This window comes from Streptomyces sp. NBC_01723 (genome assembly GCF_036246005.1).
In the GTDB taxonomy this organism is placed as follows: Bacteria; Actinomycetota; Actinomycetes; order Streptomycetales; family Streptomycetaceae; genus Streptomyces.
The window spans coordinates 2779210-2794509 of sequence record NZ_CP109171.1 but is presented as its reverse complement, the minus strand read 5'-3'; the positions used below and the strand labels follow the sequence as shown (position 1 = coordinate 2794509).

At 75.2% G+C, this 15300-nt stretch carries 15 protein-coding genes; 7 read left to right on the top strand and 8 right to left on the bottom strand.

All coding sequences use genetic code 11. The features are described from left to right. Positions 1-129 precede the first annotated feature (129 nt). Positions 130-1359: a glycoside hydrolase family 26 protein gene (locus tag OIE75_RS12970; protein ID WP_307012180.1), complete on the top strand. Its 1230-nt coding sequence runs from the start codon at positions 130-132 to the stop codon at positions 1357-1359. Between the two features lie 28 nt (positions 1360-1387). Here OIE75_RS12970 and OIE75_RS12965 read toward each other — a convergent pair whose 3' ends face one another. Genes OIE75_RS12965 through OIE75_RS12930 form a run of 8 tightly spaced genes read right to left on the bottom strand, consistent with a single transcriptional unit; the run spans position 1388 to position 11032 of the window. Further along, positions 1388-2533, bottom strand: a complete 1146-nt coding sequence (locus OIE75_RS12965; protein WP_307012178.1) for a GNAT family N-acetyltransferase — start codon at positions 2531-2533, stop codon at positions 1388-1390. Continuing rightward, on the bottom strand, positions 2530-3249 hold the full coding sequence (locus OIE75_RS12960) for a lipopolysaccharide biosynthesis protein (RefSeq protein WP_329470936.1): 720 nt from the start codon (positions 3247-3249) through the stop codon (positions 2530-2532). Before OIE75_RS12960 ends, OIE75_RS12965 begins: the two co-directional genes overlap by 4 nt. After that, positions 3246-4415 (bottom strand): glycosyltransferase, encoded by a 1170-nt coding sequence (locus OIE75_RS12955; RefSeq protein WP_329470935.1) that lies wholly within the window; start codon positions 4413-4415, stop codon positions 3246-3248. Before OIE75_RS12955 ends, OIE75_RS12960 begins: the two co-directional genes overlap by 4 nt. 1 nt (position 4416) lies before the next feature. Continuing rightward, entirely contained in the window at positions 4417-5106 is a 690-nt protein-coding gene (locus OIE75_RS12950; RefSeq protein ID WP_329473978.1) for a polysaccharide deacetylase family protein, read from the bottom strand. A gap of 49 nt (positions 5107-5155) precedes the next feature. After that, positions 5156-6865, bottom strand: coding sequence for a murein biosynthesis integral membrane protein MurJ (murJ, locus tag OIE75_RS12945; RefSeq protein WP_329470934.1), 1710 nt, complete (start codon positions 6863-6865; stop codon positions 5156-5158). Beyond that, entirely contained in the window at positions 6862-8190 is a 1329-nt protein-coding gene (locus tag OIE75_RS12940; RefSeq protein ID WP_329470932.1) for an O-antigen ligase family protein, read from the bottom strand. Before OIE75_RS12940 ends, murJ begins: the two co-directional genes overlap by 4 nt. Positions 8191-8195: 5 nt before the next feature. Next, complete coding sequence (locus tag OIE75_RS12935) at positions 8196-9626, bottom strand: exopolysaccharide biosynthesis polyprenyl glycosylphosphotransferase (protein WP_307012172.1); 1431 nt, start codon at positions 9624-9626, stop codon at positions 8196-8198. Next, positions 9623-11032 (bottom strand): glycosyltransferase, encoded by a 1410-nt coding sequence (locus OIE75_RS12930; RefSeq protein ID WP_329470930.1) that lies wholly within the window; start codon positions 11030-11032, stop codon positions 9623-9625. Before OIE75_RS12930 ends, OIE75_RS12935 begins: the two co-directional genes overlap by 4 nt. Positions 11033-11432: 400 nt before the next feature. On the opposite strand from OIE75_RS12930, the gene chpG reads away from it, so the two are divergent. From chpG to OIE75_RS12900, 6 genes are all read left to right on the top strand, one after another. After that, positions 11433-11672, top strand: coding sequence for a chaplin ChpG (chpG, locus tag OIE75_RS12925; protein ID WP_122620046.1), 240 nt, complete (start codon positions 11433-11435; stop codon positions 11670-11672). Between the two features lie 274 nt (positions 11673-11946). Beyond that, positions 11947-12684, top strand: a complete 738-nt coding sequence (locus OIE75_RS12920) for a hypothetical protein (protein WP_307012169.1) — start codon at positions 11947-11949, stop codon at positions 12682-12684. Between the two features lie 211 nt (positions 12685-12895). Beyond that, a complete protein-coding gene (locus OIE75_RS12915; protein ID WP_307012168.1) occupies positions 12896-13183 on the top strand; it encodes a hypothetical protein in 288 nt (95 codons plus the stop codon). Positions 13184-13271: 88 nt separating this feature from the next. Beyond that, positions 13272-13787, top strand: a complete 516-nt coding sequence (locus OIE75_RS12910; RefSeq protein WP_329470927.1) for a hypothetical protein — start codon at positions 13272-13274, stop codon at positions 13785-13787. 120 nt (positions 13788-13907) lie between these two features. Next, positions 13908-14447: a tyrosinase family oxidase copper chaperone gene (locus OIE75_RS12905; protein WP_329470925.1), complete on the top strand. Its 540-nt coding sequence runs from the start codon at positions 13908-13910 to the stop codon at positions 14445-14447. After that, a complete protein-coding gene (locus OIE75_RS12900; protein ID WP_329470923.1) occupies positions 14431-15297 on the top strand; it encodes a tyrosinase family protein in 867 nt (288 codons plus the stop codon). The genes OIE75_RS12905 and OIE75_RS12900 overlap by 17 nt, the downstream gene beginning before the upstream one ends. The last annotated feature ends 3 nt before the right edge of the window (positions 15298-15300 follow it).

The window sequence follows — 15300 nt, the reverse complement described above, 5'->3', positions numbered from 1 at the left end:
GTCTTCGAATCGGTTCACCGGTGCGGGCGATCGGCGCACTCGAAAGCCGTAGCGGCGGTGGCGTGATGGCATTTCATATGACTGAGTGTCAGTGACGGAGCGGAATTCACGGCGAGGAATGGAGCCGGTATGGCCGTACGGCATTCACGGAACCGGTCCACGCGGCCGGCGGGCATCGCGGCGGCGGTCGCACTGGCGGCGCTGGTGGCCGCGGCGGGCCCCACGGCCGCCGTCGAACCGACCCCGCCGGCACCCGCGCCCGCGGTCCCGGCACCCGGAGCCCCGGCGAAGAAGCCCGCCGCCGCCCCCGCGTTCGGCGCGTACCTGGACTACGGTCCGCGCGGCGTGGCCCGGATGGCCGGCCTCAGCCAGTGGCTGGGCGACGCAGAACTGCGCGTCGGCCACACCTATCTGCCCGGCGACCGATGGAGCAACATCGAGGGCGCCCCCACCTTCCTCGACGCATGGGCCGACTGGCGCACCCGCAAGGCGGACCGGATGTTCGTCCTCAACGTGCCCATGATGGAACGCAACGAGGAGGGGGTCGGCGACGACGAGGTGCGCGCACTGCTGCGCCGGGGCGCCGCCGGGGAGTTCGACCACCACTACCGCGCCCTCGCCGAACGGCTCGTCGAACTCAAGGTCCCGGACACGGTCCTGGTGCTCGGCTGGGAGATGAACGGCATCACCTACACCCACCGGTGCGGGCCGGACCCGGAGGCCTGGAAGACGTACTGGAAGCGGATCGTCACCACCATGCGGGCGGTGCCCGGCCAGAAGTTCCGGTTCGACTACACGCCGAGCCGCGGCCGGGACGCCGTCCCCTGGACGACGTGCTATCCGGGGGACGAGACGGTCGACATCATCGGCATGGACTCCTACGACCAGCCGCGCGGAATGAAGTTCGACGAACAGGTGAAGGAACCCTACGGACTCCAGGCGCACGTCGATTTCGCGAAGAAGCACGGAAAGCCCATCTCCTATCCGGAATGGGGACTGTTCCGCAACGGCGACAACGCCGAGTACATGCGGCGCATGCTGGCCTGGATGGACGAGCACAAGCCCGTCTACAACACGGTCACCGACTACTGCCCGCACGGCGTGTGGCAGTGCGACGACAATCCCCGCTCCACCGCCGTCTACCGGTCCGTGCTCTTCGGCCGCACCGACGAGCCCGCACCCGGGACCCCGGAGCCCACCGCGCCCGCGACGCCCACCACGCCGCCCGTGCCCGCGGTGCCGGAGACCACTCCGCGACCGCCGGCCGGCTGCTCGCCGCTGGAACTGGGCGACTGGGTCGAGTACTGGCTCGGCGGGAAGCTCTGCATGCGCCTCGACTGGTACTCGCGCGACAAGTAGCCGTACGCGCCGGTGGCGGCCGGGCTCGTCAGGTGCCGCCGCCACCGTCGCCCTCCTTCCGCTCCGGGCGCCGCAACAGCGCCTTGCCCCGCCGTCGCGCGGCGGCGTCACCGAGGGCCGCCGCGAGCAGCGGGGCGGTGCGCCGGCGGGCCAGCAGCAGCCGCTGGTTCGACACCGCGTCCGGGCGCCAGTGGTGCTTGTAGGGCTCGTTGCCCCGCAGCAGGCTGAGCGTGCCGCGCCCCGGCTGCCGGGTGTGCTCGGCGCACGCGTCCAGCAGCATCACCGCCACGTCCGCCCTGCGCTCCCGCAGCCGGGGGTGGGCGCCGTACAGGTAGCCGCCGGCCAGTCCGCGCGACAGCAGCGTCACGTCCACGGCCACCACCTCGTCGTCCATCCGGAACTCGGTGACCACCGCGTCCCCGGCGCACACCATCGGCCGTACCGCCCGCACCAGGTGGTCGCGGAACCGCGGCTTGAGGTGCTCGCCGGTCACCTTCCGGTCCTGCCACTGCAGCCGGTGCAGTTCGAGCAGCCGCCGCAGTGCCGCGTCGACCTCGTCGGGCAGGACCGTCCGGCTCTTGACGCCGAGCGAGTCCAGCCGGCGCAGCTGGGCACGGACCCGCTGGCGGGCCTTGGCCGAGGGCAGCCGGGCGACCAGTTCGTCCATCGGGAGGGCGGGCAGCTCCAGGCAGAGCGAGTCGGCCAGTCGGCGGCGGGGACCGCGCCAGCGCTCGTAGACCCGTTCGGCGGCGGCGCCCGGCCGTACCTCGCGCAGGTCGACCAGTGCGGTGCGCGCGGCGCGGGACAGGCCCTCGGTGAGCGCGGCCACCGCGTCCGGGCCGCGCTCGTCGTCCAGGAGGACGTCGCCGTAGTCGGAGATCGCCCCGCCCAGCGGCACCAGGGCGGGCACCGGACGCCGTACGAGCGTCAGCGGTGCGGCGGCGACCAGGTCGCGGCCGTCGCGGGCCAGCACCAGCCGCAGCCGGCCGCGCGCGCCGTACGAACGCCACCACGCGTGCAGCCAGGCGTGGCTCTGGAACGGGGTCGCGGACGCGCACCGGGCGTGGAGACGCGCCCACTGCGGCGCCAGGTCGGCGAAGTGCGCCTCGTCGGTGACCAGTTCGGTCGTGCAGCCGGCCGGGGGCGCGGTCGTGCGCGCCCTCGTGTCCGTCACAGCTGCCCGCGGACGCCGGCCGCCGAGGCGGGTCCGGGCACGGCCGCCGTCGCACGGCCGCCGTCCGCTGCGGCACGGCGCGGGCGGGCCAGCAGCGCCAGCCCGCCGAGCAGCCCGCCCGCGCTCGCGCCCACCAGGCCGGTCACCGCGGCGGACGCGGAGGACGTCTCGGTCGGCTTGGTGGCCCGTGCGAACTGCCGCAGCTCCACGTGGGTGTCGTCGACGGAGGCCGCCGCGTGCTGCGTCAGCGCGCGGGCGACCGCGTTGGCCATGTCGGCGGCCTCCTCCGGGTCGGCGGAGGTGGCCGTCACGGAGACCATCGGCGCGTCCGGCGAGGTGGCCGTGCGCACGCTCTCCTCCAACCGGGCCATCGGCACGTCCGCCCACATCTGCGCGTCCCCGAGCACCGCGAGCTGCGTGGCGACCCGCCCGTAGGCCTGCGCGAAGCCCAGCGCGGACGCCGGGTCGGACTTGTCGGTGGGGACGGCGACGACGTAGCCGGTCGCCGTGTACTGCGGGGTGGTGAGCAGGCCGTAGCCGGCGCCGAGCAGCCCGCCGGCCAGGACACCGGCCGCCAGCGGCGACCAGGGCGGCAGCGACCGCAGGCGGTTCCGGACGCGGTGCAGGGCGGCCCGTGCGCGGCGCGGGCGGGCGGGCGGCCCGGCCTCGGGCTCCGCCGAGGGCTGGGCCGGGGACTGGGTGAGGGGCTCGGTCATGTGGAACTGACTCCCTGGGGTGCCGGGGACAACGGGTGCGTGAGGGTGGTCGCGTACACGTCCATCAGCCGGGCGGCGCTGCGGGTGACGCAGTAGTGGCGGGCGGCCTCGGGAACCGTGCGCGGCCCGGGACCGGGCCCGGCGCCGGTCCGGACCTCGGCGAGAGCGCGGGCGAAGTCCCCGGCGCCGCCGGTGACCCGCCGGGCGGTGGGCGCGTGCCCGGACGGCAGGTCCTCGATCGCCGGGCAGGACGCGTACAGCACCGGCAGCCCCGACGCGAGGCCCTCCACGACCGCCAGGCCGAAGGCCTCCTCCGGCGAGGGCGACGCGAGGACGTCCATCGCGGCGGCCAGCGAGGGCAGGTCGGGCCCGGGGGAGCCGTCGGGGACGTAGGGGCGTTCGCCGGTGAGCAGGACGCGGTCGGCGACCCCGGCCTCGCGGGCGGTGCGGCGCAGCACGTGCTCCTCGGGGCCGCCGCCGACCAGCAGCAGCCAGCAGTCGTCCGGGAGTTCGGCCAGGGCCCGGACCAGGACGTCGAACCGCTTGGCCGAGGTCAGCCGGCCGACGCCGCCGATCACGTACGCGCCCTCCGGCAGACCCAGGCGGCGGCGGGTGCGCAGGCGCTGGACCGGATCGAATCGGAAGCGGGCCAGGTCGATGCCGTTGGGCACCACCTCGATGCGGGGCGCGGGCACCCCCCACCGCTTCAGCCGGTCGGCGACGGTGGGGGAGACGGCGACGGTGGCGCTGCCCAGCCGCTCCCCGGCCAGGTACAGGGCGCGGACGCCCGGGGTGAGCGGGCGGCCCTCCATCTGGGAGTCGCCGAGGGAATGTTCGGTGGCGACGACGGCGCGTACCCCGGCCAGTCGGGCCGCGAGCCGTCCGTACAGGCAGGCGCGGTAGAGGTGGGTGTGCACCAGGTCGTAGCCGCCGGCGCGGATGAGGCGGGCCAGCCGGGGCAGCGCGGCCAGGTCGCGGTTGCCGGTCATGCCGAGGTGGACGACCCGGATGCCGTCGGCCAGCAGTCCGTCGGCGACCGGGCCGGGGTTGGTGAGCGTCACGACGTCGCAGTCGACCGGCAGATGCCGCAGCAGCAGCCGGAGTTGCTGCTCGGCGCCGCCCACGCCGAGACCGGTGATGATGTGCAGCGCCTTGAGGTCCGGCACGTCAGACCCCCGCCACGGGACGGCGGCGCAGACGGTGCAGCCGCGTCTTCAGCAGCAGCCGCACGGACGTGTCGTTCTGCCCCACGTGCACCCGCGGCAGCGCGTACGGGCCGGTCAGCGGACCGGGGTCGATGGCGCAGGCGTAGCCGTACCCGGCGGTGCGCACGGCGTCGGCGGCGCGGGCGTCGACGGTGCCGTACGGGTAGCAGAAGCCGGTGACGGGAGCGCCGGTCAACTCCGTGAGCAGCGCCCGGCTCTCGGCGGTCTCGGCGCTCAGCGCGGCGTCGTCCGCCCGGGTCAGGTCGATGTGGGTGAGTCCGTGCGAGCCGATCTCGACGCCCTCGGCGGAGGCGTACCGGATGCCGTCGGCGGTCAGCAGTGGCTTGCGCGGGCCCAGCGGGTCCCAGGCGTTGATCCCGCCGAGCCGTCCCGGCAGGACGAACAGGGTGGCTCCGCACCCCCAGCGGCGCAGGCACGGCAGGGCGTGCTCGACGAAGTCGGCGTACCCGTCGTCGAAGGTCAGCCCCACCAGGTCCCGGCCCTCGCCGCGGGCCCGGGCGGCGAGCAGTTCGCTCATCGACACACCGCGCAGCCCGCGCCGCCGCAGCCAGCCGAGCTGCGCGTCCAGCCGGCCGGGCGTGACCGTGACGCGGTACGGGTCGTCCGTGGCGTCGCCGACGGAGTGGTACATCGCCACCCAGGGGACGGAGCCGGGGCGCGGACGGGCGCCGGTACGGGTGTCAACGGGATCTACGGAAGCCGAAGCGGCCATGCGGAATCCTTCGTGTGACGGAGCGGACGGACAGGAGGGCGGGGCGCACGCCCTGGACGCCCAGCACCAGGCCGAGCAGGGCGAAGACACCGCCGACGGTCACGACGCCCGCGGTGAGCGCGAGGGCCGCGCGGACGCCGGTGGAGAGGATGGGGGAGGTGGCGAGGCCGGTCACCGCGCCCGCGGCCCACGCGCCCGCGCCGGTCGCCGCGGCGGCCGCCAGCACCGGCCGGGCCAGGTCGCCCAGGACCCGCCGGACCCGGACCGGGACGCTGCGCGGACCCATCCCGGCGAGCAGCAGGGCCCCGGTGACGGTGATGCCGGCGGCGTTGGCGGCGGCGATGCCGGTCACGCCCCACGGGCCGACGGCCCAGGCGCCGACGCCGGCGGTGGCCGCGATGCCGACGGCCATCGCGCCGAGCGGGTACCAGGAGGCGCGGCCCGCCGAGAAGTAGGACCGGGCCAGCGCGCCCACCACGGTCTGCCCGAGCAGTCCGAGGGCGTACACGCGCATGACGCCCGCGGTCGTCGCCGTGTCGGCCGCCGTGAAGGCGCCGCGCTGGAAGAGCAGTTCGATGATCTGCGGTGCGCAGGCCACCACCGTGGCGGCGCCCAGCAGCACCAGGCAGGCCGCCAGCGCCACGTCCCGCTCGACCCGCTCGCGGGCCCGTTCGGTGTCGCCGTCGGCCATGGCGCGGGCCACCACCGGGAAGGTGACCGTGCACAGCATCAGCGACAGCGTCATCGGGATCTGCGCCACCTTCTGCGCGTAGTTCAGGTGCGAGATGGCACCGGCGGGGAGCCCGGAGGCGAGGAAGCGCTCGATGAGGATCTGCGACTGCCGGCACACCGCGAAGAGCAGCACGGTGGTGAACAGGGCGAGGGCGAGCGGACGGGCCGGGTCCCCGGCGTCCGCGAGCCGCTCGCCCGTGTCGCGGCGCCGCAACTGCCGCAGCAGCGACGGCATCTGCGCCGCCACCATCAGCAGACCGCCCGCCGCGACCCCCACCGCCGCCGACCGCACCCCCCAGCGCCCGCCGAGCACGAACATCGCCGTGATGATGCCGGTGTTGTAGGCGACGTAGATCGCCGCGGGCGCCAGGAACCGGCGGTGCGCCCGCAGCGCCGCGCTGCAGTACCCGGCGAGCCCGAAGCTGACGACGCAGGTGGCGGTGAGCCGGGTGCAGTCCACGGCCAGGGCGTGATCGTCCAGGCCCGGCGCGAGGGCCCGGACCAGGGCGGGAGCGCAGACGACGACCAGCGCGCCGACCACGACGAAGGCCGGCAGCAGCCGGGGCAGGGTGGCGGCGACCAGTTCGCGGACCGGGTCGCCCAGGGCGCCCCGCGCGCGGCGGGCCAGGGCCAGGCTGAACATCGGGACCAGCGCGAAGGCCAGCCCGTCCTCGATCAGCAGCGTCGCCGCGAACTCCGGCACCGTCCACGCCACCAGGAAGGCGTCCGTCTCGCTGCCCGCCCCGAACAGCCGGGCCAGCGCCTGGTCCCGGGCCAGCCCGAGCACCGACCCGGCCACCGACAGCACGGCGGTGAGCAGCGCGGCCCGGGCCAGGAAACTCCGGGAGGACCGGGTCTCGGCCACCGCGGCGTCCGGATCGGGCGGGGCGGTCCGGGCCGGCGGGACCGACGTCCCGTCCGCCGCGCGCGGCGGGGTCGTCCTCACCGCTCCGCCACCCGCTCACTCGTCGCGGACCCGAGCGCCCACCAGGCCGCCAGCCCGAGGCAGACCGCCGTCAGTACCGTCGAGGGCCCGCCGATGTCGGCGTACGCGAAGTCGGTCAACTGCCACACCAGCAGCCCGCAGGCGACCAGCCCGCAGTCCTGCCCTGCCGCCCCGGCCCGCCGTACGGCACGCAGCCTCCGCAGCCCCAGGACGAGCAGCGCCAGCCAGCTCCCGGCGAGCGCGAGCAGCCCGAGCAGGCCCTGTTCGGCCAGCACCAGGAGGTACATGTTGTGCGGGGACAGCAGCGGCTGCCGTTGGTAACCGGCACCGGCGCCGTCGGTCTCGCTGCCCGAGGACAGCGCCAGGGAGGCGTGCGAGTCGCGGTGTTCGGGGAACCCCTTCAGCCCCACGCCGGTCAGCGGCCGCTCGCGCCACATCCCGGCCGCCGCCGCCCACATCGTGTAGCGGTCGGTCACCGACTGGTCGGGGGCGTCGGTGACCTGCGTGATGCTGCCGACCCGCTCCTGGAGCATCGCCGTACCCACACCCAGCCCGCCCACCAGCACGACGCCCGCCGCGACCGCCGCCGCGCCCACCGCCAGCGCACGGCGCGCTCCGGACAGCAGGAGCTGCGCCGCGCAGGTCACCGCCGTCGCGATCCACGCGCCCCGGCTGAACGACAGGGCGAGCGGCAGCAGCAGGGCGAGCGCGCACCCGGCGGCGAGCAGCCGGTGCCGCACCGGCGTACGCCCCAGCGCCAGACCGACCGCGCAGACCAGGCCCAGGGAGACCACGGACGCCATTCCCATCACGTCCTGCGCCCCGAAGGTGCCCACCGCCCGGATCGGCTCGCCCTGGTAGGAGGCACCGGTCCCGGTCACGTACTGGTGCACGCCGACCGCCCCCTGCCACACCGCGAGGCCCACCATCGCCCAGGCGAGCAGCCGTACGTCGTCCCGTTTCCGCAGGAGCAGCAGGACGGCGGCGGGGACGAGGACGAAGACCTGGAGGTACCGGCCCAGCCCCTCGAGCCCCGCCCCCGGCGAGACGGCGCCCACGGCGGCGACGGCCGGGCCCAGCACCGGCAGGCCCAGCACCACGGCCGCCCTGCGGGTCAGGGGGCGCCGCCGGTCCCGTACCAGCCGAAGCGCGCAGTACAGCACCACCAACGCGGAGACCGCGTCGGCCGGATGCGCGTCCCCGATGCCGCCCCCGCCGTCCGGCGCGACCGGCAGGGCGAGCAGCGCGACCACCGCGACCACGGCCAGTACGGGCGGCAGCCGCCGCACGCGCGCCGTCGGCCACAGGGGAAGGGCTTGAGCCACCTGGGTCAGCTCCCCGTGGGACGCACGAGCGCGACGGCGGTGCGCAGCAGGATGCAGACGTCCTGCCACAGCGACCAGTCGTCGATGTAGGCGTTGTCGAAGCGGGCCCGGTCCTCGATGGAGGTGTCGCCGCGCAGTCCGCTGATCTGGGCCAGGCCCGTGATGCCCGCGGGGGCCCGGTGCCGGGCCGCGTAGCCGGGGTAGGTCTGGCTGAACTGGGCAACGAAGAAGGGTCGTTCGGGGCGCGGGCCGACCAGGCTCATGTCGCCCCGGAAGACGTTCCACAACTGGAGCAGCTCGTCCAGCGAGGTGCGCCGCAGGAAGCGGCAGAACCACGGCATCCGGCGCTCGTCCGCCACGCTCCACCGGGTCGCCGACTCGTGCTCGTCGGCCGGGCGGTGGGTGCGGAACTTCAGCAGCGTGAACGGTCTGCCGTCCTGGCCGATGCGCTCCTGCCGGAACAGCACGCCGGGCCCGCCGACCATCCGCAGCACCGTCGCGCAGGTCAGCAGCACGGGGCTGAGCAGGAGCAGGAGCAGCCCGGACACGGTCACGTCCAGCACCCGCTTGCCGGCGCCGGCCGGTCGCCGGGCGCCCGGCTCCAGGCGTCGGCGGGAGAACCCGGCGAGCCGTTCCCGGCCGTCCCGCGCGGGGAGGTCCGCGTCCAGCTCCCACACCACGCAGCCGGACTCCGCCAGCGCCCGCAGCAGCGGTTCCTGCCGGGTGCGTACGGAGGGGTGGACGGTCAGGATGTCGCGTACCCCGTTCTGCACGACCGCCCGCCGCACCTCCTCGCCGGTGGACAGCACGGGCAGACCGCTGGTGCCGCCGGGTTCGTCGGTGACGACGCCGACGGGACGGACCCCGCAGCGGGGGTGGCGCAGCAGCGCCGAGGCCACCCGCTGCGCGGTCGTGGCGGGACCGACGACCAGGGCCGCGTACGGACGGTTCGCCAGCGCCGTACGGTGCCGCCGGTGCACGGCGCCCCGCCCGGCGCAGCCCGTGGCCGCGTGCAGCAGGAAGCCGAGGAGCAGGGTGGGCGCGGACAGCGCCTGCGGCGGGTCGTACGCCGCGACGAGTGCCGCCAGCGCCAGCCAGACCACCGCGATCCGCCCGCAGAGGGCGGGCAGGTCGTCCAGCACCCCCGTGGGCCGCCGGGCGGGGTCCGGGCGCGGGCGCAGCAGCAGCGAGGCACCGACCAGCAGTGCCGTCAGCAGCGGTTGGTACGGGGTGCCGGTCAGGGCCAGCGACCCCGGCAGCGCCGCCGTGCCGTCCGCGACGAGCAGCGGCAGGGGTGAGTCCGGCCGCGACGCGGTGCGCCCGGCGGGCAGCCGGAAGCCGGCGGGGCGGGTACGCGGCGGCAGGACCGCGACGGGGGACGGGCCTAGGTCGTGCGCCTGGCCGGCGGGGGTGGGGACGGTGCTTTCCGCGGTCACGGGTGGGTGGACTCCCTGCACTCGATGGGCACGACGGCCGGCCGGCCCATGGCTGTGGACCGGTCGTCGGGGAGGAGACGGGGGGCGTCGGACGGTCCGCCGCGGCGGAGGGGCGGGTCTGCGGTGGCCGGGTCGTCCTGCGGGAGGGACGGGTCCGGGGCTGCCGGGTCGTCGTGCGGAAGGGGCAGGTCCGCGCCTGCCGTCCCGCAGTCGTCGGCGACGTGCGTCCCGGTCGTCCGTGCGCCCCCCAGAAGGGCGCCGTACACCGCCGCGACCGCCGCGGCCGTGTGCCGTACGTCGTGCGCGGACCGCACGTGCGCGTGTCCCCGGCGGCCGAGCGACGCGCGCAGCGGCGCGTCGAGCAGCAGGGCCGCGACCGCGCCGGCCAGCGTCGCGGGTTCCTCGGGCGGCACCAGGCAGTGGGGCTCCAGAGCGGGTGGCAGACCCTCGCGGGCCCCGTCCACGTCCGTCACCACCACGGGCCGCCCGCAGGCCATCGCCTCCAGCGGGGCCAGCGCCATTCCCTCCCAGCGCGACGGCAGGACGACCAGGTCGGCGGCCCGGTACCAGGCGGCGACGTCGTCCACACCGCCCGCGAAGACCACCGACGTCCGGGCGCCGTCCAGGAAGCCGTACGCCGAGGCCCGTGCGGTGAGCGGACCGCGGTCCGGGCCGTCGCCGACCAGGACCAGCCGGGCGTCCGGCACCCGCGCGAGGACGGTGCGCCACGCGGCCAGCAGGACGTCCTGGCCCTTCTGCCGGCACAGGCGCCCCACGCAGACCACCAACGGGGCGTCCGGGCCGATGCCGTGCCGGAACCGCACGCCGTCGGGATCGGTCGGGTCCTCGGGCGTTCCCCCCGTGGGGAAGCGGTTGGTGTCGATGCCGTTGGGGATCACCGTCCAGCGTCCGCGGACCCCGGCCCGTACCCCGCGCCACCGCTCCGCCTCGCTCACGCACACCGTCCGCGCCGCCCATCGCGCGCCCCACCGCTCCCAGTACAGAGCGAGCGCCCCGGCGGGGCCGCCGACCGCCTCGAACGACCAGGCGTGCGGCTGGAAAACGGTCGGGATCCGCCCCCGCACCGCGAGCCGCGCCGCGAGACCGGCCTTCGCGCTGTGCGCGTGCACCAGGTCCGGGCGCACGGCCCCGGCCACCCGGGCGAGCCGGCGCACCTCCGGCACGAGTGCCGGGCCCGGCGAGCGGGTGGCCGGCCAGTGGTGTACGTCGGCGCCCAGGGCATGGAGGCGGTCCGCGAGGTGCCCGTCGGGGCAGGCGACCGCGACATCGAGTCCGGCGGCGAGCTGGGCCCGCGTCAGGTCGGTCACGACCCGGGCGACCCCGCCGTCCACCGGTTGGGTGACATGCAGAACCCGTGGCCGGGAGCCGGTCGGTGCCAGGTGCATGCGCGTTTCCTCGTTCACGGAGACTGCTCGGGACGTGCGGGAACGCGTCTGACGGCGGGGCGTCGGCCGCGACCCGGCGTACGCCGGCGCACGCCGCGTCCCGCTGCCAAACGAGCCGGAAACCGGCAGGTCACCGCCGCGTCGGGAGTTCTCGGAGAGTGCCTTCGGCCGATGTCCCTGGGTGGTGCGACGGGGAGGCGTCGATGGAGTGGGGAACGAAGTGGGACTCTAGTCGCTATCCGTACTAATACGGTGAAAGCGGTTAAGTGTGTTGGATTTGTGAATACCGGTCTTTCTCCAGATCACCCCTTTGGCGGCACAACCCACGTGGATGCCACGCGTTGACACTGCGCCGGGCAGCCGCCCGGATGTGTGTGACAACCCCAAGGAGCACTTCTCCATGTCGCGTATTGCGAAGGGCCTGGCCCTGACCTCCGTCGCCGCCGCCGCGGTGGCGGGCACCGCCGGTGTCGCCGCTGCCGACAGCGGCGCGAAGGCCGCCGCCGCCCACTCCCCGGGCGTCCTGTCCGGCAACGTGGTGCAGGTCCCGGTCCACATCCCGGTCAACGTCTGCGGCAACACCGTCGACGTCATCGGCCTGCTGAACCCGGCGTTCGGCAACGAGTGCGAGAACGACTGACCAGGCTCGCGCCTTTCCGTACCGGCCGTCCGTACCGCGGTTCCTCCGCGACCGGGCGGCCGGTCCGCGTTTTCGTGCGGACGGCGGAGCGCTGCCCCGAATGGGGGGTGCGGACGCCGACACGGTGTGCGGACCTTGACAGGGCGTCTCACCAGGTAAGACGCAGGCGACGGGAAATCCGGGCGAGTACGTGCGGTCACCGATCGGTTGCAGAGCGCCAGGGGCGCTTTCACGGTGGGCACAAGATCCGACGCACCACCGAAAGGAACCCCCCATGCGTCTGCCCGCACGACGAATCGCCACCACCGCTCTCTGCGCCGGCGTGCTGATCGGCCTCTCGGGGCCGGCGGTGATGGCGGCCGATGGCGAATCGGCCCGGGAACGCACCCACGCGGTGTCCCAGGCACCCCTGCCCGACCTGGCGGAACTGCAGAGCCAGGTCGCCGACCTGGCCGGCCTGGGCGGAGTGCTCACGCCCGTCACCGACCTGCTCAACGCCGTACTCAAGGCCGACAACGGCCGGCTCCCCGCCGCCGACGCCGACCAGTTCGCCGCCGCCGTCAAGGACGCGCTCGCCAAGGCCGAAGCGGCCGGCGCGGACGCCGACGACGCGGACGCGGACGACACGGTGAACCTGCCCGGCACGACCACCCCGGCCCAGCCGCCGGCCGTGACCGCGCCGCAGGCCGGGAACCCGGTCACGCTGCCGGCGCCCGTCGTGGCGGAGGACCAGACCGCGGCGGCGACCGACCTGACGGCCACCGCCTACGCCGACCTCCAGAAGCGGATCGACGCACTGGTCAAGGCCACCACCGCCGGCAACGCCGAGCAGGTGAGCCCGGCCGTCGACGAGGTGATGACCGGCATCGTCAACGTCGTCGCCGCCACGCTCGTCGGCAACGGCATGCCCGCCGCGGACCTGGCCGGTCTGCCCGCCCTCCCGGCGGCCCCGGAGGCCACCACGCCGGAAGCCGCGGCCCCGGCGAACCCGCTGCCGGCCAACCCCTCCTGACGCCCCGCGCGTCCCCGGGCCGTCGCGTCACCCTCTTCCGGGGTGGCGCGACGGCCCCTTCTGTATTTCCGCCTTTCTGTCCTTCTGCCTTTCGAGGGTCCGGAGATCTCATATGTCTTCCGGACGGTGGAGTTTCCGTGCCCGGTACAGGTCGTTGGAGAGGGCGTCAGTATTTCCTCCGGTGACACGCGTCGCCGAAGAAAGGAACACGATGAAGTCCCTCAAGGCCGCCGCGGTCGTCGCCGGTTCCCTGGTCGTCGCCGGCTCCGCCGTGCCCGCGTTCGCCCACGACGCCGACACCGCCCGGTCCATGCCCACCAGCCTCAACGGCGCCGTGAACGCGCTGACCGCCGAGCCCATCGACGTCATGCCGCTCAAGCACCAGTCGAAGGCGCTCGACACCGAGAACAAGGACTCCGTGCTGCACACCGTGAAGGGTGCGACCACCGACCTGAACTCGAAGAGCCGGCGGCTCGGGGGCCTCCCGCTGGGCGGCTGAGCCCCGGGCCGATTTCCGCGTGCGCTCTTCCCGCCCGTTCCTCCCGCCTTCCCGCCTTCCCGCATTCTCGAAAGGGACCGTGCCTGACATGAAGTCGACCACCAGACGAACCCTGGCCGCCGTCGTCACCGGAGTGGCGGCAGCCGTGGGCGTGTCCGCGGCCCCCGCCGTCGCGGCCGACGCGGTCCCCGTGCCCGTGCCCCTGGGCGGCGCGGAGACGGCCCTCGGCATGGAACTGCCGGAGGTGGCCGGCGAACTGCCCGTGCCGACGGTGGGCGCACCCGAGGGGCCGCGCTACGTCGAGGGCCGGCTGCTGCCGGAGCGGACACTGCCGCAGTTGCCGGTGCACGGCGGGCTGCCGGGCGCCGACCTGCGCCAGCCCGTGCCGCACGTCCTCGGCGACAACTTCGACCATGCCGCCTTGGACGCCCCCGCCGCCGAGCTGCGCACCCTGGCACCCGGTCTGTCCCCGGACGCGCCGCTCACCGCGCCGCGCGCCGACGCCTTCGGCCTGCCGGCGGCCAAGCTCCCGGAGGCCGGCGTGGCGGCCCCCGTCGTCCAGACGGTCCCCGTGGCCGACCTGGGCGTCGGACCGGGGCTCTAGCCCGCTCGGCCTGGCACGCGCCTGGGCCGTCCGTGCTCCGACTGGCCCCGCGAGCGGTGACCGAGTGGCCCGTCGGCCGGTTAGTGGTGCGGACCACCGGAACCGGACGAGGAGCGAGCCATGGCCGTTGACGCGGGCGCGGCAACGAGCGACGCCGAGCAGGAGCAGGAGCAGGAGCAGGAGCAGGAGCAGGATCGCGGGGCGGAGAGCCGGGCGAGAGGCGGCCCGGCGCGAGGCACTCGGCGGCAGCTGGTGCGAGGGCTGCTCGCCCCGGCTCTCGCGGTCACCCTGACGCCGCTGGTCGCCGCCTCCCGCCCCGAGCCGCACACCGCCGGGCCGGCAGGGAGCGGCGCCTTCGACGAGACCTACCGGGGGCGCCGGATCCGCGGCGTCTGGTCCGCCGCGGGGCGCGCCGTCGGCGCCGGCACCTGGCACGTCACCGTGGACGGCCGCCCGCTGCACCTGATGCGGCGGGCCGACGGCAGCTGGCTGACCATGATCGACCACTACCGCTCGTACCCCACCCCCCTTTCCGCGGCCCGCCGCGCCGTCGACGAACTCGGCCCCGGCGAGCACCTGCGCGGCACGCCGGCCGCCGAGGGGCACGACCCCCACGGGCACGACCACCGCTCCGGGGGACGGCATGGCGTACACGCGTAGGGACGTCAGCACGCTGACCCGCACCGAGCGGCGACGGTTCGTCAAGGCGCTGCTGGAGATCAAACGGCGCGGCGAGTACGACGAGTTCGTCCGCATCCACATCGACTACTACGTCTCGGACGGCGAGGACGGGCTGCGTACGGCGCACATGGCGCCCTCCTTCCTGCCCTGGCACCGCAGGTTCCTGCTGGACCTGGAGCAGGCGCTGCGCCGGGTCGACTCGTCGGTCACCGTGCCGTACTGGGACTGGACGAAGAACCGCAGCACCACGGCCCCGCCCTGGACCGCCGACTTCCTGGGCGGCACCGGGCGACGCTCCGACCACCGGGTCACCACCGGGCCGTTCGCGTACGCCGAGGGCAACTGGACGCTGAAGGTGAACGTCACCGACACCGAGTACCTCACCCGGGACCTCGGGCGGGCCGGTGATCCCCTCAAGCTCCCCGCCAGGAGCGACCTGGAGTGGGCCCTCGACGACCCGGTGTACGACACCGCGCCCTACGACTCCACGGTCCGCAAGGGGTTCCGCAACAAGCTGGAGGGGTGGGGGACGGGCCGCGGCAGCGTCTCCTGGCGCAACCACAACCGGGTGCACCGGTGGGTCGGCGGGGCCATGGTCGGCGGCGCCTCCGTCAACGACCCGGTGTTCTGGCTGCACCACGCCTTCGTCGACCTCCAGTGGTCCCGCTGGCAGGCCCGTCACCGGGGCGCCCGCTACCTGCCCGCGAACCCGCCCGGCCGGGGCAACGCGCAGCGCGGACGGATCGTCGCCCGGCACGAGCGGATGCCGCCGTGGAACGTGACCCCGGACGAGCTGGAGGACGTCGGCCGGATCTACCGTTACGCCTGACGG

Coding starts and splice junctions, on each gene's coding strand:
- OIE75_RS12970 (WP_307012180.1), top strand. CDS start 130: ATGGCCGTACGGCATTCACGGAACCGGTCCACGCGGCCGGCGGGCATC.
- OIE75_RS12960 (WP_329470936.1), bottom strand. CDS start 3,249: ATGACCGAGCCCCTCACCCAGTCCCCGGCCCAGCCCTCGGCGGAGCCC.
- OIE75_RS12950 (WP_329473978.1), bottom strand. CDS start 5,106: ATGTACCACTCCGTCGGCGACGCCACGGACGACCCGTACCGCGTCACG.
- OIE75_RS12930 (WP_329470930.1), bottom strand. CDS start 11,032: ATGCACCTGGCACCGACCGGCTCCCGGCCACGGGTTCTGCATGTCACC.
- chpG (WP_122620046.1), top strand. CDS start 11,433: ATGTCGCGTATTGCGAAGGGCCTGGCCCTGACCTCCGTCGCCGCCGCC.
- OIE75_RS12920 (WP_307012169.1), top strand. CDS start 11,947: ATGCGTCTGCCCGCACGACGAATCGCCACCACCGCTCTCTGCGCCGGC.
- OIE75_RS12915 (WP_307012168.1), top strand. CDS start 12,896: ATGAAGTCCCTCAAGGCCGCCGCGGTCGTCGCCGGTTCCCTGGTCGTC.
- OIE75_RS12910 (WP_329470927.1), top strand. CDS start 13,272: ATGAAGTCGACCACCAGACGAACCCTGGCCGCCGTCGTCACCGGAGTG.
- OIE75_RS12905 (WP_329470925.1), top strand. CDS start 13,908: ATGGCCGTTGACGCGGGCGCGGCAACGAGCGACGCCGAGCAGGAGCAG.
- OIE75_RS12900 (WP_329470923.1), top strand. CDS start 14,431: ATGGCGTACACGCGTAGGGACGTCAGCACGCTGACCCGCACCGAGCGG.